Here is a 19,753-nt window from a genome sequence, read left to right on the forward strand (position 1 = left end):
ATAAACGTTCGAAAATGATCGGGCCGTGACCATCCTGAAGCGGATAATTTCGCGGTCCTGGCAGTCGGCTGATCGGATCGGTCACAAGAAAAGTTCGAAATATCAGCCAGATCGTGCGACACACCGGCTCAATTGGCGGATGGCCTCACGCAAACCCCTCTACCGTGTGAGGCGTGAGCAGCAGCGGCCTCATCTACGCAGTCATCGTCGGGGCCTGGGCCGCCTACTTGGTGCCGATGTGGCTCCGTAGGCAGGACGAGCTGAACGAGGCCCGTCCGACCGAACGCTTCAGCACCGCCATCCGGCTCCTGTCCGGACGGGCGGGCATGGAGCGCCGGTACGCCAAGGACCTGCGGTCGCGCTCCGCCGACGAGGCGGGGACCGACGCCGACGCCCCGGACGCCGTCACCGACTCGGTGGACGTCCGGGCCTTCGCCGTGTCCAGGACCCGACGGCACACCCGGCCGACCCCGCCCCGGCAGGCGGCGGAGCGGCCCGAAACGGCGCGCCCGCGGGCGGGCGGACCCGAGGACGGCCCGAGACCCGGACAGTCCGCCGAATCCGGCCGCCAGGCCGGACCCGGCGCGGCACCGGCGCGGGGGCGGGTTCCGCAGGCCCGTCGCGCACCCGTCTCACCGGGGGCCGCGGCACGGGCCCGGCGCAGCAAGGCGCTCGCACGCCGTCGGCGTACCACCGTGATGCTGTTCCTGGCCTTCACCCTCGGCTCGGTCGTCGCGGCGGTCGGCGGGCTCGCGTTCCTGTGGGCGCCAGGGGTGCCCGCGGTGCTGCTCAGTGCCTACATCGCCCATCTGCGGGCGCAGGAGCGCCGACGCTTCGCCTTCCAGATGGACCGTCGCCAGGCCGAGGCCGCCGCACAGCGACTGCGCGACCGCGACCCCCGCCCGCGCCGGCGCGGACCCGCCGCCACCCCCGGCGGCCCCGGCGGCCCCGTCGGCGACCTCGACGCCGAGGAGCCGGACGACGGACCCGACACGGAGTCCGGCGCCGGAATGTCCGCGCTCGCCGCGGACCGGCGCGCGCTGGTCGAGCAGACCGACCACGCCGAATGGGTCGACCAGCAGCGGGAACGCCGAGGGCGCCCGCAGGGCGACAGCTGGGACCCGGTGCCGGTGCCCCTGCCCACCTACGTGACCGCCCCGGTCGCCCCTCGCGCCACGCCCGACGTGGACCTCGCGGCGCCGGACGCGTGGAGCTCGGCACGCTCCTCGGCCGTCGCGCCCGACCAGGAGGACGCCGCCCGGGCCTCCGGCGCGGACCGGGACCGCCCGGCGGACGCACCGGTGCACGCACCGGCCGAGGAGCGTCCCGAGACCCCGGGCCGCAGCGGTGCCCGCCGCGCCGCCTCGGCCCGCCGGGCCCGGGAGCGGGGCCGCACGCCGCTCTTCGACCAGTACGACGACGGCGACCGCCCCCGCGCCGCCAACGAGTAGCCGGAAGGGATTTTTGAGCAGGCCGGACGGGGTGCTAAAGTTTCACTCGTTGCAAGGGCCTGTGGCGCAGTCCGGTAGCGCACCTCGTTCGCATCGAGGGGGCCAGGGGTTCGAATCCCCTCAGGTCCACGCACATTGACGAAGGTCCCGTCCGGTCATGATGATCGGACGGGACCTTCGTCATGTGTCGGCCCCCGCGCCGAGACGCATCCGTGATCATGTACGGCGCAACCTTCGGTGTTTCCCATGGGTCACCTGTGCGCGGTGTCACGCAGTGGCACCTTCTTGTCGTCTGGGGAACGGAAGAAGCACACATGAGACCTAGCTCCCTGCACTCGCCGTGGGCGCGTGCGGCCGTGGCCGGGGCGGCGGCCGCCGGGCTCGCCGCGGCCGGACTGGCCGGCGTCGCGCACGCGGCGGACGACCAGGTGGCGAACGGTGGCGCGCCGCTGCCCGTCACCATCACCGGCCCGGACCGGGTGGGCATGGCGCTGGACGGGGCCGAGGACGAGCCCGGTGAGCCGCAGATCCGCCTGGGGCTCACCGGCCCGGGGGAGGAGCCCGACGGCGACACCGAACCGCAGCCTCTTCCCAACAACGGCTACGAGATCACCGTCGACGCGACCGCGCTCAAGGGCTTCGCCAAGGTCACCCTGCCCAAGTGGTGCGAGGCGGAAGGCCTGGTCGCCGTCTGCCGCGAGAGCACCCTCTACCCGGGCTCCTCGTACAACCCGAGCTGGAAGGTCCGTCTCGACCTGAAGGACACCGCCGAGGCGGGCGACCACGGCACCATCAAGGTCACGGGCAAGGGCGAGGGCCTGGAGTTCAACGAGCACACCGTCGACGTGCTCGTCGGCGGTCCCGAACTGCTCAAGAAGAAGCTCCCCGCCGAACCCGCGGGCTTCCGCCCCGGTGACACCTACCGGGCCCCGCTCGGCTTCCGCAACGTCGGCAGCATGCCCGCCCACGGCGTCGTGCTCCGTTTCGCCGGCACCCGCGGCCTCTCCTTCCCCGAGTCGTACGACAACTGCTCGTACACCGAGGAGAACAAGGACAACCTGATCCGCTACCGCCAGGTCGCGCTGTGCACCTTCGAGGGCGAGTTCCTGCACGGCATGGCCTACGAACTGAGCGAGCCGGTGGAGGTGAAGACCGCGGACTTCGCGCTCGGCGACATCTTCACCTACGGCTTCGACGCCGTCGGCGCCGAGGCCGCAGACGCGCTGCGGTCGGGCGCCGGCCACCGGCAGGGAACCGGCAGGACGCTCACGCTCGAGCCGGTCGAGAGCGGCCACGTCAGCGACTACTCCAAGTACGCCGAGATCGACCTGCCCACGCAGAACACCTACGACCTCGACCTCACCGGCGCACGCGTCGCGGGCGAGCAGGGCGAGACGGTCACCGTCGACGTCCGCATGAGCAACCACGGGCCCGCCTGGATCGGGTCGCTGCGCGCGGGCGGCGAGCCGCTCGGCTTCAGCGTGCAGATCCCCGAGGGTGCCGGCGTCGTGGACAGCCCCTGCCGGCCCGTGAACGACGAGACCCCGGACGTGTACCGCTGCTTCGCCGACACCCCCTTCCTGGAGGACGACGAGCGGAGCTTCCCCTTCAAGCTGCGCATCGACAAGGTCGTCGCGGGCGCCAAGGGCAAGATCGCCCTGCCGGACTACGACAACCCGTGGGAGGGCGACCCGTCCAACGACACCGGCTGGATCGTGCTCAACGGCACGGGTGACGAGGAGACTCCGGGCGACACCGGCGGCAGCACCGGCGGCCCGGACTCCACGGGCGGTACGGGCAGCACCGGCGGTTCGCAGACGACGGGCGGCACCGGGACGACCGGTGGCTCGGACACGGCCGGGGGGACCACCGGCGGCACCTCCACCGCCGGGACCAGCGGCGGCAGCACCGGCGGCAGCACCGGCGGTCAGTCGCCCCAGGGCGGTGCGGGCGGCGTGCTGGCCTCCACCGGCTCCACGGTGCTGCTCGGCTCGGCCGGCGCGGCCCTCGCGCTCGCGGCGGGCGGCGTCCTGTATGTCGTCTCGCGCCGGCGCAGGACGGGCGGCACCACGGCCTGACTCCGGCCGTGGTGCCTACGGGACCCGGAGGGCCTTCGCGTAGCAGAGGCTGTCCTCGTGGAAGCGGTAGTAGCCGAACTTCCCGCACGGCTCGTAGCCGCTGGACGTGTACAGGGCCACGGCCTCCGGCTGCTTGGTGCCGGTCTCCAGCACCATCCGGGTCCGGCCCGCCGCACGGGCGTCGTCCTCCAGGGCGGCCAGGATGCGGCGGGCCAGCCCGCGCCCGCGCACCTGCTCGGTCACGAACATCCGCTTGAGTTCGGCGTCCCCGTCGAGATTGCCCTCGTCGTTGGCGTCCTGGCTGCGCCAGCCGCCGGAGGCGACCGGGACGTCCATCTCGTCGTACGCGATCAGGTACTGGCCGTTCGGCGGCGCGAAGTCCGACGGGTCCAGGTGCGTGGCGTCGCCGCCGTCGCCGTAGCGGACGTCGTACTCGGCCTGGACGTCGTCGTTGAGCTTCACGGCGTCGGGGTGGTCGAAGGGGACCCGGCGTATGTTCATTCTTCCTACCGTATATCGATGCGGCGCCCGGAGCGGGACACCGTCCAGTGTGCCGGTATCGTGCCGGGATGCTCACCGTGACCTCCGTCAACGTCAATGGCCTCCGTGCCGCCGCGAAGAAGGGCTTCGTGGAGTGGCTCGCCGACACCTCCGCCGACGTGCTGTGCCTCCAGGAGGTGCGGGCCGAACGCCACCAACTGCCCGAACACGTCCGTACTCCCGACGGCTGGCACGTGACACACGCCCCCGCCGCCGCCAAGGGCCGTGCCGGTGTCTCCCTGTACACGCGCCGTGAGCCCGACGCCGTCCGTGTCGGTTTCGGCTCGACGGAGTTCGACGCCAGCGGCCGCTACGTCGAGGCCGACCTGCCCGGTGTGACGGTCGCCTCCCTCTACCTCCCCTCCGGTGAGGTCGGCACCGAGCGCCAGGACGAGAAGGTCCGTTTCATGGGCGAGTTCCTCGCCTACCTGAAGGAACTGCGCGAGCGTGCCGCCGCCGAGGGGCGCGAGGTCGTCGTCTGCGGCGACTGGAACATCGCCCACCGCGAGGCCGACCTGAAGAACTGGCGCGCCAACAAGAAGAACTCCGGGTTCCTGCCGGAGGAGCGGGAGTGGCTCGGCCGCGTCCTCGACCCGGCGGAGGGCGGGTACGTGGACGTGATCCGCGCGCTGCACCCGGACGTCGAGGGGCCGTACTCGTGGTGGTCCTACCGGGGGCGGGCCTTCGACAACGACAGCGGTTGGCGGATCGACCTGCATGCCGCCACCCCGGGCCTGGCCGCCAAGGCGCTCAAGGGCCGTGTCGAGCGGGCCGCCAGCCATGCCGAGCGCTGGTCCGACCATGCGCCGGTCACGGTGGTCTACGGCCCCTGACGGCCCGGGCGGAGGGCTACTCCGCCCCCTTCCGCATCCGTCGGTCCAGGGCCAGGGACAGCTCCGCCTCCACGACGCTGCGGGCCAGCGGGCGCAGGCGGTGCAGCTCCGGTTCGGGGGCGTGGCGCAGTATCAGGTCGGCGAAGAGTTCCGCGAGGGCGTCGGCGTGCTCGCGGACGCGGACGCCGGCCTGGAGGACCTCGCCGAGCGGGATGCCCTCGCGGACCAGGGCGGAGGAGACCTCCAGCAGGCGGTGGCTGATGTGGACCAGTTCGTCGCCGTCGGTGCCGAGGTAGCCCAGCTCCATCGCGGCGGCCAGGTTCTCCGGGGTGACCTCGCCCTCGAAGCGGGCGGCCAGTTCCTCGGGGGTGAGGCGGACCGGCGTCTCCTCGGTGGGCTCGCCGAGGCCGAGCAGGTCGCCGACGTCGCGGCCGTGGTCGAAGGCGTCGGCCAGTTCCGCGATGCCGTTGAGGGTGTGGCCGCGCTCCAGGAGGGCCGCGATCGTGCGCAGGCGGGCCAGGTGGTGGTCGTCGTACCAGGCGATGCGGCCCTCGCGGCGGGGCGGCGGGATCAGTTTGCGTTCGCGGTAGAAGCGCAGGGTGCGCACCGTGATGCCGGCCAGCCGGGCCAGTTCCTCCATGCGGTATTCGCGCTTCTCGGTCACGCCGTCGACCTTATGGCGTACCGCCGGTAACTTTCCTCCGCCCGACCCCTACCCATGAGTACGGGGCTGCTCTACGCTCCCATTGCGCCAGTGTTCACTGGCAAGGTTCCAGACGTTCCAGGTTCCAGACGGTCCAGGCAAGCGTGGAGGCTCCGGGATGGCCGAGCACGAGCAGGTTCACGAACACGTACGGGTGGCGGTGATCGGGTCCGGCTTCGGCGGCCTCGGGGCCGCCGTGCGGCTGCGGCGCGAAGGGATCACCGACTTCGTCGTACTGGAGCGGTCCGGCAGCGTCGGCGGCACCTGGCGGGACAACAGCTACCCCGGCTGCGCCTGCGACGTGCCGTCCCACCTGTACTCCTTCTCCTTCGCGCCCAACCCCGAGTGGCCGCGCACCTTCTCCGGGCAGGAGCACATCCGCGCCTACCTGGAGCACGTCACCGACACCTTCGGGCTGCGCCCCCATCTCCGCTTCGACTCGGAGGTGACGCGGATGGCGTGGGACACCGAGCAGCTGCGGTGGGAGATCGAGACCGTGCGCGGCACGCTCACGGCCGACGTCGTCGTGTCCGCGACGGGGCCGCTGTCCGACCCCAGGACGCCGGACGTCCCCGGGCTCGACACCTTCCCCGGCAAGGTCTTCCACTCCGCCCGCTGGGACCACGGCTACGACCTCGCCGGCAAGCGCGTCGCCATGATCGGCACCGGCGCATCCGCCATCCAGATCGTGCCGGCCGTCCAGCCGAAGGTGGGCCGGCTCACCCTCTTCCAGCGCACCCCGGCCTGGGTGATGCCCCGCGTGGACCGGGCCATCAGCGGCGCCGAGCGGGCCCTGCACCGGGCGCTGCCCGTCACCACCAAGCTGCGCCGCGGGCTGCTCTGGGGCATCCGCGAACTCCAGGTGCAGGCCTTCACCAAGCACCCCAACGAGCTGGGCTTCGTGGAGCAGATCGCCAAGCGCAACATGGGCGCCGCCATCAAGGACCCGGCCCTGCGCGCCAAGCTCACCCCCGACTACCGCATCGGCTGCAAGCGGATCCTGCTGTCGAGCACGTACTACCCGGCGCTCGCCGAGCCCAACGTCGACGTGGTCGCGAGCGGGCTCAGCGAGGTGCGCGGGTCGACGCTCGTCGCGGCCGACGGCACCGAGGCCGAGGCCGACGCGATCATCTTCGGCACCGGTTTCCACGTCACGGACATGCCCATCGCCGAGCGGGTCGTGGGCGCGGACGGGCGGACGCTGGCCGAGACCTGGAAGGGCGGGATGGAGGCGCTGCGCGGCGGCACGGCGGCCGGATTCCCCAACTTCATGACGGTCATCGGGCCCAACACCGGCCTCGGCAACTCGTCGATGATCCTCATGATCGAGTCCCAGCTGAACTACATGGCGGACTACCTGCGCCAGCTGAACGTCCTCGGCGGCCGCACCGCCCTCGACCCCCGGCCCGCCGCCGTGCGCAACTGGAACCACCGGGTGCAGGAGCGCATGAAGCGCACGGTGTGGAACACCGGCGGCTGCACCAGCTGGTACCTGGACGCCAGCGGCCGCAACACCACCGTCTGGCCCGGCACGACCGCCGAGTTCCGGCGCGAGACACGCCGCGTGGACCTCGCGGAGTACCGGGTGCTGCGCCCGGGCCCGGTCGCGGTGCAGGCCACCGAGACCAACACCGGCGCGGACGCCGAGGTGAGCGCGTGAGCCGCCTGCTGCACGTCGCCGACGGCCCGTACGCCCCGCCGGTGCCCGCTCACGAGCTGACCGTCACCGCCGCCGACGGCGCCCGCGTCCACGTCGAGGTGCACGGCCCCGAGAACGCCCCCGCGGTCGTCCTCGCGCACGGCTGGTGCTGCTCCACCGCCTTCTGGGCGGCGCAGATCCGCGAACTGGCCGTCGACCACCGCGTCATCGCCTACGACCAGCGCGGCCACGGACGCAGCCCGGCCAACCCGGCGTACGGCACCGAGCCGCTCGCCGACGACCTCGAAGCCGTACTGGAGGCCACCCTGGCCCCGGGCGAGCGGGCCGTGATCGCCGGGCACTCCATGGGCGGGATGACGCTGATGGCCGCGGCGACCCGGCCCGCGGTGCGCGAGCACGCGGCGGCCGTCCTGCTGTGCAGCACGGGCAGCGCACGGCTGGTGGCGTCCGCCACCGTGGTGCCGATGCGCGCGGGCCGGGTGCGCACCTGGCTGACCCGGCGGATCCTCGGCTCCCGGGCGCCGCTCGGACCGGTCACACCACTGGCCCGCCGGATCCTCAAGTACGGGACGATGGGGCCCGGTTCGGCCCCGCACATGGTCGACGCCTGCGCCCGGATCGTGCACGCCTGCCCGAGCCGGGTCCGGCACGGCTGGTCCCAGGTGCTGGACCTGCTCGACCTCGACCACGGCGTACGGGGGCTGCGGATGCCGGTGGAGATCGTGGTCGGTACGGCGGACCGGCTGACGCCGCCCGTGCACGCCCGCGCGCTGGCCGCCGCGCTGCCCGACTGCGTGGGCCTGACGGAACTGCCGGGGCTCGGCCACATGACGCCGGTGGAGGCGCCGGACCTGGTCACCGGCAAGATACGGGCGCTCGCCGCCACCTACATACCCAGCGCACGCGGTGAGCGTGCCGTACCCGTCGAGGAGAGCGCATGAGCAGGGTGAGCCTGGAAGGACGGGTCGCCGTCGTCACCGGAGCCGCACGGGGCGTGGGGGAGCTGATGGCCCGCAAGCTGTCCGCGCGCGGGGTGAAGGTGGCCCTCGTCGGGCTGGAACCGGACGAACTCAAGCAGGTCTCCGCCCGGTTGCACAGCGACAGCGACCACTGGCACGCCGACGTCACCGACCACGAGGCGATGGCCCGGGTGGCGGCCAAGGTGCAGGATCGTTTCGGGAAGGTCGACATCGTCGTCGCCAACGCGGGCGTCGCCACCGGCGGCCCCTTCGTCGACTCCGACCCCGAGTCCTGGCGGCGGGTCATCGAGGTCAACCTGATCGGCTCGGCCGTCACCGCCCGCGCCTTCCTGCCCGCGCTGCTGGAAAGCCGCGGCTACCTGCTCCAGATCGCCTCGCTGGCCGCCCTCACCCCCGCCCCGATGATGAGCGCCTACTGCGCCTCCAAGTCCGGCGTCGAGGCGTACGCGCACAGCCTGCGCGGCGAGGTCGGGCACCGCGGCGTGAAGGTCGGCGTCGGCTACCTGTCCTGGACCGACACCGACATGGTGCGCGGCGCCGACCAGGACGACGTCATGCGGGAGTTGCGGCAGCGGCTGCCCTGGCCGACCAACAAGACCTACCCGCTGGGCCCGGCCGTCGACAGGCTGGTGGAGGGCGTCGAGCGCCGCTCCGCGCACGTCTACGGGCAGTGGTGGCTGCGCGGCATGCAAGGCGTGCGCGGCTACCTGCCGGCCGTCATCGGCACCGTCGGACAGCGCGAGATGCGGCGCTTCGGCGACCGGCTGAACGGCAGGCGGATCGGCCTGGTCGGGGCCGGTGGAGCGGCCGACGAACACCGTCCGACCAGCGCGACTACGGTCCGTAAGTGATCGACATGCGCACGGTCACCACTCGTGTGAATCTGATCGAGCGCCCGGCCGATCCGGTCGGGCCCGATCACCACAGGAGTGAACCCACATGGGTATGAAGGACCAGTTCCAGGACAAGGCCGAGCGCATGCAGCAGCAGGGCAAGCAGCGTGCCGAGCAGGGGCGGGACCAGTTCCAGAACCGCGACCGCCGTCGCGACGAGGACGAGAACGACCCGTCCTCCCCGGCCTCGCGTCGCCGCGAGTCGGAGCACCAGGACCCGTCCTCGCGCCGTCGCGACGAGGACGACCGGCTCCAGGACAGCTTCGACGCCTGACGCGCCGCCGCTGAGGTGAGAGGGCGCCCCCCGGGTCGACCGGGTGGGCGCCCTTTCCCGTGCCACCGGAGGTGTCGCGGGGGAGGTCGCTACTCCCGCGGCGGCAGGGGCGGACGCGACCGGTCCGGTACGGCGTCATAACCGGGCGGCGTGGCGGGCGGGTTGGTCTCCAGCAGCTCCAACGCCAGCCGCACCGCCTCGTCGAGGACCGGGTAGCGGCCCTCGGCCCAGTCCAGCGGGGTGCGCAGCGCCTCGACGTCGGGGGCGACGCCGTAGTTCTCCACGGTCCAGCCGTAGGCGTCGAACCAGGCCGCGTTCATCGGCACCGTGATCACCGAGCCGTCGCCGAGCCGGTGCCGGCCGGTCATGCCGACCACCCCGCCCCAGGTGCGCTGCCCGACCACGGGGCCGAGGCGAAGCAGCTTGAACGCCGCCGTGATCATGTCGCCGTCGGAGGACGTCGCCTCGTCGGCGAGCGCGACGACCGGTCCGCGCGGCGCGTTGGAGGTGTACGACACCGGCTGGGCGTCCCGCGTCAGGTCCCAGCCCAGGATGGTCCGGGTCAGCTTCTCGATGACCAGCTCGCTGATGTGCCCGCCCGCGTTGCCGCGCACGTCCACGATGAGCGCGGGCCGGGACACCTCCATGCGCAGGTCGCGGTTGAACTGCGCCCAGCCGGAGCCGCCCATGTCGGGGATGTGCAGGTAGCCGCACCGTCCGCCGCTCAACTCCCGCACCACCTCGCGGCGTTTGGCCACCCAGTCCTGGTAGCGCAGGGGGCGTTCGTCGACGAGCGGCACGACGGCCACCCGGCGGGAGGGCCCCTGGCAGCCCTCGGCGGGCGCGAAGGTCAGCTCCACCGTCGTACCGCCCGCGCCCGCCAGCAGCGGGGACGGGCCGAGGGCCGGGTCGACCGGGCGGCCGTCGACGTGGGTCAGCACGGCCCCGTCGCGGATGCCCGTGCCGGCCAGCGGGGAGCGGGCCTTGGAGTCGGAGGAGTCGCCCGGAAGGATCCGCCGGACCAGCCACCGGCCGTCCCGGCAGGCGAAGTTGGCGCCGAGCAGGCCCTGCCAGCGCTGGTAGTGCGCCGGGCCCTCGTTGCGCCGGGCGGCGACCACGTAGGCGTGCGAGGTGCCCAGCTCGCCGAGCACCTCGCGCAGCAGGTCGGCGAACTCGTCGGGGGAGGCGACCCGTTCGAGCAGCGGACGGTACTGGTCCAGGACCGCGTCCCAGTCGATGCCGCACATGCCGGGGTCCCAGAAGTAGGCGCGGATCAGCCGTCCCGCCTCGTCGTACGCCTGGCGCCACTCGGCGGCCGGGTCGACCTCGTGCAGGACGCGGCGCAGGTCGATCCAGGTGGTCGAGTCGCCGTCGCCCGCCTCGCTCGCCGGTACGGCGCGCAGTTCGCCCTCGTCGAGCACCACCAGGCGGCTGCCGTCGCCGCTGACCCGGAACCAGTCCAGGTGGTCGACCAGCTCCGACTTCTTCGCCTTGGCCAGGTTGAAGTGCTCCAGGGTGGGCCGCTCGCTCGGGTCCGCGGGGTTGGCGAAGGTCTCGCCGAGCGCACCCGAGATCGGCCAGCGCAGCCAGACCAGGCCGCCGCCCGCGACCGGCTCCAGCGCCGAGTACTTGGAGGCGGTGACCGGGAAGGGCGTCACCCGGCTCTCCAGACCCTCGACCTCGACCATCACCGCGCCGCCCTCGCCGGGCTCGTCCTCCAGGGGGTCCAGGCCGCCTGCCGCGGGGCGGCCCTCGGGGTTGAGGGCGAAGGGGGAGGGGGTCGCGGAGGACAGCGGCACCAGGTAGGGGCGGCAGCCCAGCGGGAAGGACAGGTCGCCGGTGTGCACGTCGTACACCGGGTCGAAGCCGCGCCAGGACAGGAAGGCGAGGTAGCGGCCGTCCCGGGTGAACACCGGGTTCTCGTCCTCGAAGCGGCCGTTGGTGACGTCGACGACGAGCGTGCCCTCCGGGCCGTCGATCCGGGCCATCTTGATCTGCCGCAGGGTGCGTCCGATGCCCGGGTGCGACCAGGTGAGCCAGGCCCCGTCGGGGGAGAAGGCGAGGTCGCGCACGGGGCCGTTGACGGAGCGGATCAGCTCGGTGACCTGGCCTCCGGCGGTGGCGGGAGTGCCGGGGGCGCCCGGCGTCACGGTGCCCCCGGCGTCGCCGTCGGCGTCGTCCTCGGTGACCTCCGTGCGGGTGCCCCCGTCGGTCGGCCGGCCGGCCGGGCCGGGGACACCTGGGGCGCCCGGGGTGCTGGTGCCCCCGGCGGCCGGTCCGGCGCCGGGGTCGTCGCCGGGTGCGTCGGCCGCGGTGCCGCGCTCCGCGGGGGCGCTCGCCGCCCGGCCACCTCCCGCGGGGACGTCCGTGCGGGTGCCTCCGGCGGTCGGCCGGCCGGGCGGGCCGGGGTCGGGGTCGTCGTGCGGGGCGCCTGCCCCGGGGGCGTCGGCCGCGGTGCGGCGGTCCGCGGGGGCGCTTGCCGACCGGTCACCTCCCGCGGGGACGTCCGTGCCGGTGCCTCCGGCGGTCGGTCGGCCGGGCGGGCCGGGGTCGGGGTCGTCGTGCGGGGCGCCTGCCCCGGGGGCGTCGGCCGCGGTGCGGCGGTCCGCGGGGGCGCTTCCCGCCGTCCCACCGGTGGTCGTTCCGCCTCCCGCGAGGGCGCCGGTCGCGGAGTCGCCTCCCGGAGTGCCGTCTCCCGGCATGCCGGTGCCCCCGGGGTCGGTGTCTTCGGTGGGGGCGTCCGGGGTGGGGTCCGTGCGGGCGGCCGTCCCCGCCGCGTCCTCTTCGCCCGCGTCCGCCGGGTACCCGGCGTCCACCGCCTCCAGCGCCAGTGCCACCTCCGTGTCCGGCTCCGCGACGTCGAGGATCAGCAGCCGTCCGTCGTGCGAGGCGACGGCGAGCCGGTCGCCCGCCGGGTCCGAGACCAGCTCCAGGACCCGGCCGAGGCGTCCGGAGGCGAGCCGCCGGGCCGCGCGGCCGCCGGTCGCCCGGGGCAGGTAGGAGATCTCGACGGCGTCCTCGCCCTCCGCGTCCGTCACGTACGCGATCCGCCCGCTCTCCCCGAGCATCTCCGGCAGCCGCACCCGTACCCCCGGGGTGTCCGCGATGGTGCGCGCCGGGCCGTCGCGGTGGGTGAGCCAGTACAGGCTGCCGCGCACCACGACGGCGCTCGCGCGGCCGGTCTCGTCCACGGAGATGCCGCCCACGTGCTGGGCCGCGGGCACCTGGTACGTACGCCGTCCCGCGCGCGGACCGCTCAGCCGCACGTCGAGCCGGCGCGGCGCCGAGCCGGGCGCGAGGTCCTCCACGATCCACAGATCGCCCGCGCACTGGTACACCACCCGGGTGCCGTCGCTCGCGGCGTTGCGGGCGTAGAACGCGTCGTGGTCGGTGTGGCGGCGCAGACCGGTGCCGTCGTGCGCGCAGGAGTACAGGTTGCCGACGCCCTCGTGGTCGGAGAGGAAGGCGATCCGGCCGCCGACGAACATGGGCGCGGAGAGGTGTCCGCCGAGGTCGGGCAGGAGCCGCTCGCCGTGCAGCCAGAGGCGGCCCGTGGCACCGCCCCGGTAGCGCTTCCAGGCGGCCGGCTCGTGCGGCGGGGTGCCGGTGAGGAGGAGGGTCCTGCGTTCGCCGTCGAGGTCGGCGGCCTGGATGTCGGTGACCGGCCCCCAGGGCAGCTTGCGGCCCGGGTCGCCGTCGGGGGTGACCTTGTAGGCCCAGGTGAGGTGCGAGAAGGGCTCGCCGTGCGAGGCGACGGCGAGAACGGCGGTGCTGCCGTCGGGGTCGGGGGGCGACCAGCCGCAGACCCGGGTGTCGAAGCCGCCCCAGTGGGTGAGCTGCCGTCCGGGGCCGCCGTCCACCGGCACGAGGTGGACCTCCGGCACCAGACTGCGCCAGCTGGTGTACGCGATGTGCCGGCCGTCGGGGGAGAAGCGCGGGGGACCGGCCTTGGTGCGGTCGACGGTGAGCCGCCAGGCCCGGCCCGGACCGTCGAGGGACGCGAGCCAGAGGTCGTCCTCGGCCACGAAACACAGCTGGTCGCCACTGAGGTGCGGAAGGCGCAGATAACTCACCCACCCCATGCTTTTCCGGGCACCGGGTACCGGCAACTTATGCGGCGCCGACAACCGTGACCCAAACCACGAACGAAACCGTTTCGTTTCGCTAGGCGGTGGGGTACATTCGTCATGTACGAAACAGTGTCGTTCTGGTCGAGTGGACCGGTCGGCCGGACGGAGAGGAGTGAGCGAGATGACGGAGACCGCCACCGCGCGCCGTAGCCGGATCACTCCCGAGCGCGAGGCCGAGCTGTACGAGGCCGTGCTCGACCTGCTCCGCGAAGTCGGTTACGACGCCCTCACCATGGACGCCGTGGCCGCCCGCACCCGGTCCAGCAAGGCGACGCTCTACCGCCAGTGGGGCGGCAAGCCGGAGCTGGTCGTCAAGGCCATCCGGCACAACAAGCCCGGCGAGATCGGCGACGTCGACACCGGGTCGCTCCGCGGCGACCTGCACGCCCTGATGGCGCGTGAGGACGACTGCACCATGGAACAGAACTCCGCGCTGATGCGGGGCGTCGCCATGGCGCTGCACCAGAACCCGGACCTTCGCCAGGCGTTCCGGGAACAGCTCATCGAACCGGAGATGGTCGAGTTCCAGCGCGTGATGCAGCGCGCCGTCGACCGCGGTGAGATCAGAGCGGACTGTCCGGCGCTGGACTTCCTCGTGCACATGATGGTCGGCGGATTCGCCACCCGCACGCTGCTGGACGACCAGCCGCCGACCCGGGAGTTCCTCACCTCCTACATCGACGCCGTGATCCTCCCCGCACTCGGCGTCTCCACCCACTGACATCCCCACGCACCGTCTGAGCCCCACCTGACGTAACCGCTCACGTCGTCGGGCTGATCCCCCCTGCCCTGAAGACCCACGACCTGACCGGGAGTACGCCCCCGTGGCCACGTTCCTCTACAAACTCGGCCGGCTCGCCTTTCGCCGACGGCACTTCGTCGCCCTGATCTGGGTGGCCCTGCTGACGCTCGCCGGCGTCGGCGCCGCCAGCGCCCCGCCCGCCGGAAACTCCTCCTTCTCCATCCCTGGAACGGAGGCCCAGAAGGCCTTCGACCTGCTGGAACAGCGCTTCCCCGGGGCGAGCGCCGACGGGGCGACCGCACGGGTCGTCTTCAAGGCGCCCGCCGGCGAGAAGATGACGGACGCCGGCAACAAGGCGACCGTCGAGAAGACCGTCGACGAACTGGCGGACGGCTCCGAGGTCGCCTCGGTCGCCGACCCCTACACCGGCGACGCCGTCAGCAAGGACGGCGCCATCGCCTACGCCTCGGTGAAGTACGACGTCTCCGGCATGGAGCTGGAGGAGTCCACCAAGGACGCCCTGGAGGACGCCGCCCAGCAGGCGCGCGACGCCGGGCTGACCGTCGAGATCGGCGGTGACGCGCTCCAGGCCGTCCCGGAGACCGGCGCCACCGAGGTCATCGGCATCGCGGTCGCCGCCGTCGTCCTGGTCATCACCTTCGGCTCCCTGGTCGCGGCCGGGCTGCCGCTGCTCACCGCCCTGATCGGCGTGGGCATCGGCGTCTCCTCGATCACCGCGCTGGCCAGCGCGCTCGAACTGGGCTCGACCACCTCGATCCTGGCGATGATGATCGGCCTCGCGGTCGGCATCGACTACGCCCTGTTCATCGTCTCCCGCTACCGCGCCGAACTCGCCGAGGGGCGCGAACGCGAGGAGGCCGCCGGACGGGCGGTCGGCACCGCGGGCTCCGCGGTCGTCTTCGCCGGACTCACCGTCGTCATCGCCCTGGTGGGCCTCGCGGTCGTCAACATCCCGATGCTCACCAAGATGGGCATCGCGGCCGCCGGCACCGTCGCCATCGCGGTCCTGATCGCCCTGACGATGATCCCCGCGCTGCTCGGCTACGCCGGTCGCAGGGTCAAGCCCGCCGGGGCGAAGGGCAGGCTGCTGGGCCGCTCCCGAAAGGCTGAGCCGAAGCCGGACCGGCCGGTCGGGCAGCCGAAGGCCAACCTGGGCACCCGCTGGGCGAGCTTCGTCGTCCGCCGCCCCCTCGCCGTCCTCCTGCTGGGCGTCATCGGCCTCGGCGCCGCCGCGGTCCCCGCGACCTCCCTGGAGCTGGGCCTGCCCGACGACGGCTCCCAGCCGACGTCCACGACCCAGCGCCGCGCCTACGACCTGCTCTCCGAGGGCTTCGGCCCCGGCTTCAACGGCCCGCTGATGGTCGTCGTGGACGCCAAGGGCAGCGACGCGCCCAAGGACGCCTTCGACGACGTCGCGGGCGAGATCAAGGGCCTCGACGGCGTCGTGGCGGTGGCCCCGCCCGCGCCCAACAAGGGCGGCGACACCGCGACCATCACCGTGGTCCCGGACTCCAAGCCGTCGTCCGTGCAGACCGAGGACCTGGTGCACGCCATCCGTGACGCGGGCGGCGACATCGAGGCGAAGACCGGCGCCGAGACCCTGGTCACCGGCTCGACGGCGATGAACATCGACGTCAGCCAGAAGCTCAACGACGCGCTGGTGCCGTACCTGGTCCTGGTGGTCGGCCTGGCCTTCCTCCTCCTCATCGTGGTCTTCCGCTCGATCCTGGTCCCGCTGAAGGCGGCCCTCGGCTTCCTGCTCTCCGTCATGGCGGCGCTCGGCGCGGTCGTCGCGGTCTTCCAGTGGGGCTGGCTGTCCGGCCTGATGGGCGTGGAGGAGACCGGACCGGTCATGTCGATGATGCCGATCTTCATGGTCGGCGTGGTCTTCGGCCTGGCGATGGACTACGAGGTCTTCCTGGTCACCCGCATGCGGGAGGCCTACGTCCACGGCGAGAAGCCGAACCAGGCGGTCGTCACCGGATTCAAGCACGGCGCCCGGGTCGTCACCGCCGCCGCGGTGATCATGATGGCGGTCTTCGCCGGCTTCATCGGCTCCAGCGAGTCCATGGTCAAGATGATCGGCTTCGGCCTCGCGATCGCCGTCTTCTTCGACGCGTTCGTCGTCCGCATGGCCATCGTCCCGGCGGTCCTCGCCCTGCTCGGCAAGAAGGCCTGGTGGCTGCCGAAGTGGCTGGACCGCGCACTGCCCAACGTGGACGTCGAGGGCGAGGGCCTGCGCACCGCCGCCGAGCGGGGCACCGGCCCCGACGAGGACCGGGAGCTGGTGCGCACCTGACCCGCCACCCCCGCCTCTGACAGGAGGACGACAACAGACCAGCCGGTGAGGGCTCCGTGGGGACGGGGCTGCCCTCACCGGCTTCCTCCGTTCCGGGGCACCCGACGGCTCCGTAACCCGGTCGCCTGTGGACTACACGTACCGCTACGGTGCGGTCCATGACGACGACCGACGACGCCTCCGACTCCGCCGCCTCCTCCGACTCCGCCGCCCACCCGCGCTTCGCCGCCGCCCTCGGCGAGCTGGGCCTCGGCGACCTGGCCGGACGGGCCCGGCGCTTCCCGGAGGCCACGCGCACCGCCGCCGAGGCCGCCGCCGCCATCGGGTGCGAGCTGAGCCAGATCTGCAAGTCGCTCATCTTCGCCGCGGACGGCGTGCCCGTACTGGTCCTCATGGACGGCGCCTCCCGCGTCGACCTGGACCGGGTCCGCGAGGAACTCGGCGCCGGGAAGGTCACCCGGGCCAAGGCCGACGTCGTACGGGAGACGACCGGGTACGCGATCGGCGGGGTGCCGCCCTTCGGGCACCGGACCAGGACCCGGGTGCTCGCCGACCGGTCCCTGCTCGCCCACGACGTCGTCTGGGCCGCCGCCGGCACCCCGTACGCCGTCTTCCCGATGGAGCCCAAGGACCTCGTCGCCACCGCCGGCGCCACCCTCGTGGACGTGCGCGAGCGCTCCGAGTGACGCCGCTGGTCACCGCCGCCGTCCTGCTCGCGGCGGTCACCCACGCCAGCTGGAACGCCATCGCCCACCGGATCACCGACAAGCTGACCGGGTTCGCGCTGATCTCCGGCGGCGGAATGCTCATCGGGCTCGCGCTGCTGCCGTTCACGGCGTTCCCCGCGGCCGAGGCCTGGCCGTACCTCCTGGTCTCCGCCGCCATCCACATCGCGTACTACGCCCTGCTCATGCGGTCCTTCCGGCTGGGCGACTTCGGCCAGGCCTACCCGATCGCCCGCGGCAGCGCGCCGCTGCTGGTCACCGTCCTCGCCGCCGTCTTCGCCCACGAGGTGCCGGACGGCTGGGCGACCGGGGGCATCCTGGTCTCCTGCGCCGGGCTGACCGGCGTCGCCCTGTGGGGGCTGCGCGGCCGCCGGCCCGACTGGGCGGCCATCGGCGCCGCCCTGGCGACCGGCGTGACCATCGCGGCGTACACGGTCGTCGACGGCCTCGGCGTCCGCGCCTCCGGGTCCTCCCTCGGCTACATCGCCTGGCTGATGGCGGTGCAGGGGACGGTCCTGCCGGCGTACTTCCTGTACCGGCACCGCGCCGGGGCCTGGGCCCTGCTGCGGCCCCAGGCCGGTCTCGGACTGGTCGGCGCGGCCCTGTCCGTCACCGCCTACGCCCTGGTCCTGTGGGCGCAGACCCGCGCCGAACTCGCGCCCATCGCCGCCCTGCGCGAGTCGTCCATCCTGGTCGGCGCCGCGATAGGGGCCCTGTTCTTCAAGGAGCGGTTCGGCGCGCCCCGGATCGCGGCGGCCGGTCTCCTGGTCGTCGGGATCGGGCTGATGCTGCACACCGGATAGCCGCGAGGGCCTGGATGGTGCGTACGGCCGTCGTGAGGCGCACCCTGGAAGAAGGTGTTCCGGAGGTGATCGTCATGATGCACACCACAGTGGGATGGCACGTCGAGATGGAGTTCACGGAGGACGACCAGCACACGCGGGCGGTCGCGATGGTGCGGCTCCCCGACGGCACCGAGGTCCGCGCGCACGGCCACGCCAGCCGGCACCGGATCGACTCCCAGCAGCCACGGGTCGGTGAGGAGGTCGCGGGCGCACGGGCGTTGAACGAGCTGGCGATGCAGCTGCTCACCAAGGCCCACGACGAGATCGACGCGGCGTCCGGGCGGACCTCGCACCCGATCCACGTCTGAACCCACGTCTGAACCCACGCCTGAACCCGCGTCTGGGCCCGGTCCAGGGCCTGTCTCTAGGACGGGCCCTGGGCGAGCGACGCGCGTACCGCCCGTACCAGCGCCTGCGCCCGCGGGTCCGCCGTCACGGTCTTGCGGAAGCCGTTGGTGACGTAGCCGAGCGCGATGCCGGCCTCCGGGTCGGCGAAGCCCAGGGAGCCGCCGCGGCCCGGGTGGCCGAAGGAGCCGGGGGCCAGGAACGGGGACGCGCTGCCGTGCAGCATGTAGCCGAGGCCGAACCGGGTGCCCACGACCAGGATCCGGTCGGGACCGGCGGACTCCTCCGCGCGGGCCAGCTCCATGGTCGCCGGGTCGAACAGCCGCACGCCGCGCGTCACGCCGTCGACCTCGCCGATCAGCGCCGCGTAGAAGCGGGCCAGGCCGTCGGCCGTCGCGATGCCGTTGGCGGCCGGGAGCGCGGCCGCGCGGTACACCGGGTCGTTCTGGTCGGGGAAGGGGGTGATCGCGGCGAACGCGCGGCGGGTGAGGGACTCCGGGTTGTCGTACGCCTCGGTGACCGAGCGCTTGGGGCGCAGCCGCGGGCCGTTCCCGGGCCCCGACGGCTCGGGGTCGTCGAGGCGCCCGACGCGACCGGCCCTGCCCGCGGCCTCCTCCGCCGCGGGCAGCCCGACCCACAGGTCCAGGCCGAGCGGGCGGGCGATCTCGTCCGCGATCCACTGTCCGGCGCCGCGCCCGCCCGTCACCCGGCGGACCAGCTCGTCGAGCAGCCAGCCGTAGGTCAGCGCGTGGTAGCCGTGGTCGGTGCCCGGCTCCCAGACGGGGGCCTGCGCGGCGACGGCGGCGGGGCCCCGCAGCGGGTCCAGGGCGTCCTCGGGGGTGAGCGGACGGTCCAGGACCGGCAGCCCGGCCCGGTGGTTCAGCACGTGCCGGACCAGCACCCGCTCCTTGCCGTGCGCCTTGAACTCCGGCCAGTACTCGCCCACCGGCGCGTCCAGGTCCAGCTCCCCGCGCCGGTGCAGCAGCAGCGGCACGGCGGCGGCGACGCCCTTGGTCGCCGAGCGGACCACCTGTGCGGTCCCGCGCCGCCACGGCTCGGCGCCGGCGGTGTCGTCGACGTCCCTGCTGCCGCCCCACAGATCGACGACCTTGCGCCCGTCCCGGTAGACGGCGACGGCCGCCCCTCGCTCGCCGAGCGCGGTGAAGTTCCGTGCGAACGCGTCCCTCACCGGCTCGAAGCCCTCGGCCACCGTGCCGTGCACGTTCACGTCCAC

At 73.3% G+C, this 19,753-nt stretch carries 16 protein-coding genes and 1 tRNA gene; 13 read left to right on the plus strand and 4 right to left on the minus strand.

Annotated features, from left to right (window positions below; genetic code table 11):
• The first annotated feature begins 173 nt into the window (after positions 1 to 173).
• The 3 genes from sepX to ACZ7MF_RS38555 all read left to right on the plus strand — a co-directional run bounded on the left by sepX (position 174) and on the right by ACZ7MF_RS38555 (position 3,529).
• Positions 174 to 1,451: a divisome protein SepX/GlpR gene (gene sepX / locus ACZ7MF_RS38545; protein WP_471482810.1), complete on the plus strand. Its 1,278-nt coding sequence runs from the start codon at positions 174 to 176 to the stop codon at positions 1,449 to 1,451.
• A gap of 55 nt (positions 1,452 to 1,506) precedes the next feature.
• Positions 1,507 to 1,580 (plus strand) — tRNA-Ala (locus ACZ7MF_RS38550).
• Between the two features lie 185 nt (positions 1,581 to 1,765).
• Complete coding sequence (locus ACZ7MF_RS38555) at positions 1,766 to 3,529, plus strand: hypothetical protein (RefSeq protein ID WP_471482811.1); 1,764 nt, start codon at positions 1,766 to 1,768, stop codon at positions 3,527 to 3,529.
• Between the two features lie 15 nt (positions 3,530 to 3,544).
• On the opposite strand, the gene ACZ7MF_RS38560 is transcribed toward ACZ7MF_RS38555, so the two are convergent.
• Positions 3,545 to 4,030: a GNAT family N-acetyltransferase gene (locus ACZ7MF_RS38560; RefSeq protein WP_471482813.1), complete on the minus strand. Its 486-nt coding sequence runs from the start codon at positions 4,028 to 4,030 to the stop codon at positions 3,545 to 3,547.
• 68 nt (positions 4,031 to 4,098) lie between these two features.
• Between ACZ7MF_RS38560 and ACZ7MF_RS38565 the strand changes: the two genes are divergently transcribed.
• The gene (locus ACZ7MF_RS38565; RefSeq protein ID WP_471482815.1) at positions 4,099 to 4,902 is read left to right on the plus strand and encodes an exodeoxyribonuclease III; all 804 of its coding nucleotides are present in this window, start codon (positions 4,099 to 4,101) and stop codon (positions 4,900 to 4,902) included.
• Between the two features lie 16 nt (positions 4,903 to 4,918).
• On the opposite strand, the gene ACZ7MF_RS38570 is transcribed toward ACZ7MF_RS38565, so the two are convergent.
• The gene (locus tag ACZ7MF_RS38570; protein ID WP_356859194.1) at positions 4,919 to 5,566 is read right to left on the minus strand and encodes a MerR family transcriptional regulator; all 648 of its coding nucleotides are present in this window, start codon (positions 5,564 to 5,566) and stop codon (positions 4,919 to 4,921) included.
• 157 nt (positions 5,567 to 5,723) lie between these two features.
• Between ACZ7MF_RS38570 and ACZ7MF_RS38575 the strand changes: the two genes are divergently transcribed.
• From ACZ7MF_RS38575 to ACZ7MF_RS38590, 4 genes are all read left to right on the plus strand, one after another.
• Positions 5,724 to 7,265 carry a flavin-containing monooxygenase gene (locus tag ACZ7MF_RS38575; RefSeq protein ID WP_471482817.1) on the plus strand — a complete coding sequence of 514 codons (1,542 nt, stop codon included), beginning with the start codon at positions 5,724 to 5,726 and terminating at the stop codon, positions 7,263 to 7,265.
• A complete protein-coding gene (locus ACZ7MF_RS38580) occupies positions 7,262 to 8,206 on the plus strand; it encodes an alpha/beta fold hydrolase (RefSeq protein ID WP_471482818.1) in 945 nt (314 codons plus the stop codon). Before ACZ7MF_RS38575 ends, ACZ7MF_RS38580 begins: the two co-directional genes overlap by 4 nt.
• Positions 8,203 to 9,096 carry an SDR family oxidoreductase gene (locus ACZ7MF_RS38585; RefSeq protein WP_471482820.1) on the plus strand — a complete coding sequence of 298 codons (894 nt, stop codon included), beginning with the start codon at positions 8,203 to 8,205 and terminating at the stop codon, positions 9,094 to 9,096. The genes ACZ7MF_RS38580 and ACZ7MF_RS38585 overlap by 4 nt, the downstream gene beginning before the upstream one ends.
• Positions 9,097 to 9,184: 88 nt before the next feature.
• Complete coding sequence (locus ACZ7MF_RS38590) at positions 9,185 to 9,412, plus strand: hypothetical protein (protein WP_356859202.1); 228 nt, start codon at positions 9,185 to 9,187, stop codon at positions 9,410 to 9,412.
• A gap of 89 nt (positions 9,413 to 9,501) precedes the next feature.
• Here ACZ7MF_RS38590 and ACZ7MF_RS38595 read toward each other — a convergent pair whose 3' ends face one another.
• Positions 9,502 to 13,494, minus strand: coding sequence for a S41 family peptidase (locus ACZ7MF_RS38595; protein ID WP_471482821.1), 3,993 nt, complete (start codon positions 13,492 to 13,494; stop codon positions 9,502 to 9,504).
• 169 nt (positions 13,495 to 13,663) lie between these two features.
• Between ACZ7MF_RS38595 and ACZ7MF_RS38600 the strand changes: the two genes are divergently transcribed.
• The 5 genes from ACZ7MF_RS38600 to ACZ7MF_RS38620 all read left to right on the plus strand — a co-directional run bounded on the left by ACZ7MF_RS38600 (position 13,664) and on the right by ACZ7MF_RS38620 (position 18,482).
• Positions 13,664 to 14,263: a TetR/AcrR family transcriptional regulator gene (locus tag ACZ7MF_RS38600; RefSeq protein WP_159327064.1), complete on the plus strand. Its 600-nt coding sequence runs from the start codon at positions 13,664 to 13,666 to the stop codon at positions 14,261 to 14,263.
• 103 nt (positions 14,264 to 14,366) lie between these two features.
• A complete protein-coding gene (locus ACZ7MF_RS38605) occupies positions 14,367 to 16,604 on the plus strand; it encodes an MMPL family transporter (RefSeq protein ID WP_471482822.1) in 2,238 nt (745 codons plus the stop codon).
• A 158-nt stretch (positions 16,605 to 16,762) separates the two neighbouring features.
• The gene (locus tag ACZ7MF_RS38610) at positions 16,763 to 17,290 is read left to right on the plus strand and encodes a YbaK/EbsC family protein (protein WP_471482823.1); all 528 of its coding nucleotides are present in this window, start codon (positions 16,763 to 16,765) and stop codon (positions 17,288 to 17,290) included.
• Positions 17,287 to 18,132 carry an EamA family transporter gene (locus tag ACZ7MF_RS38615; protein ID WP_471482824.1) on the plus strand — a complete coding sequence of 282 codons (846 nt, stop codon included), beginning with the start codon at positions 17,287 to 17,289 and terminating at the stop codon, positions 18,130 to 18,132. The genes ACZ7MF_RS38610 and ACZ7MF_RS38615 overlap by 4 nt, the downstream gene beginning before the upstream one ends.
• Before the next feature lie 74 nt (positions 18,133 to 18,206).
• Positions 18,207 to 18,482: a DUF1876 domain-containing protein gene (locus tag ACZ7MF_RS38620; RefSeq protein ID WP_356859212.1), complete on the plus strand. Its 276-nt coding sequence runs from the start codon at positions 18,207 to 18,209 to the stop codon at positions 18,480 to 18,482.
• Between the two features lie 56 nt (positions 18,483 to 18,538).
• On the opposite strand, the gene ACZ7MF_RS38625 is transcribed toward ACZ7MF_RS38620, so the two are convergent.
• Positions 18,539 to 19,747, minus strand: a complete 1,209-nt coding sequence (locus tag ACZ7MF_RS38625) for a serine hydrolase domain-containing protein (protein ID WP_471482826.1) — start codon at positions 19,745 to 19,747, stop codon at positions 18,539 to 18,541.
• Between the last annotated feature and the right edge of the window lie 6 nt (positions 19,748 to 19,753).

The organism is Streptomyces sp. NPDC111628, assembly GCF_055635195.1.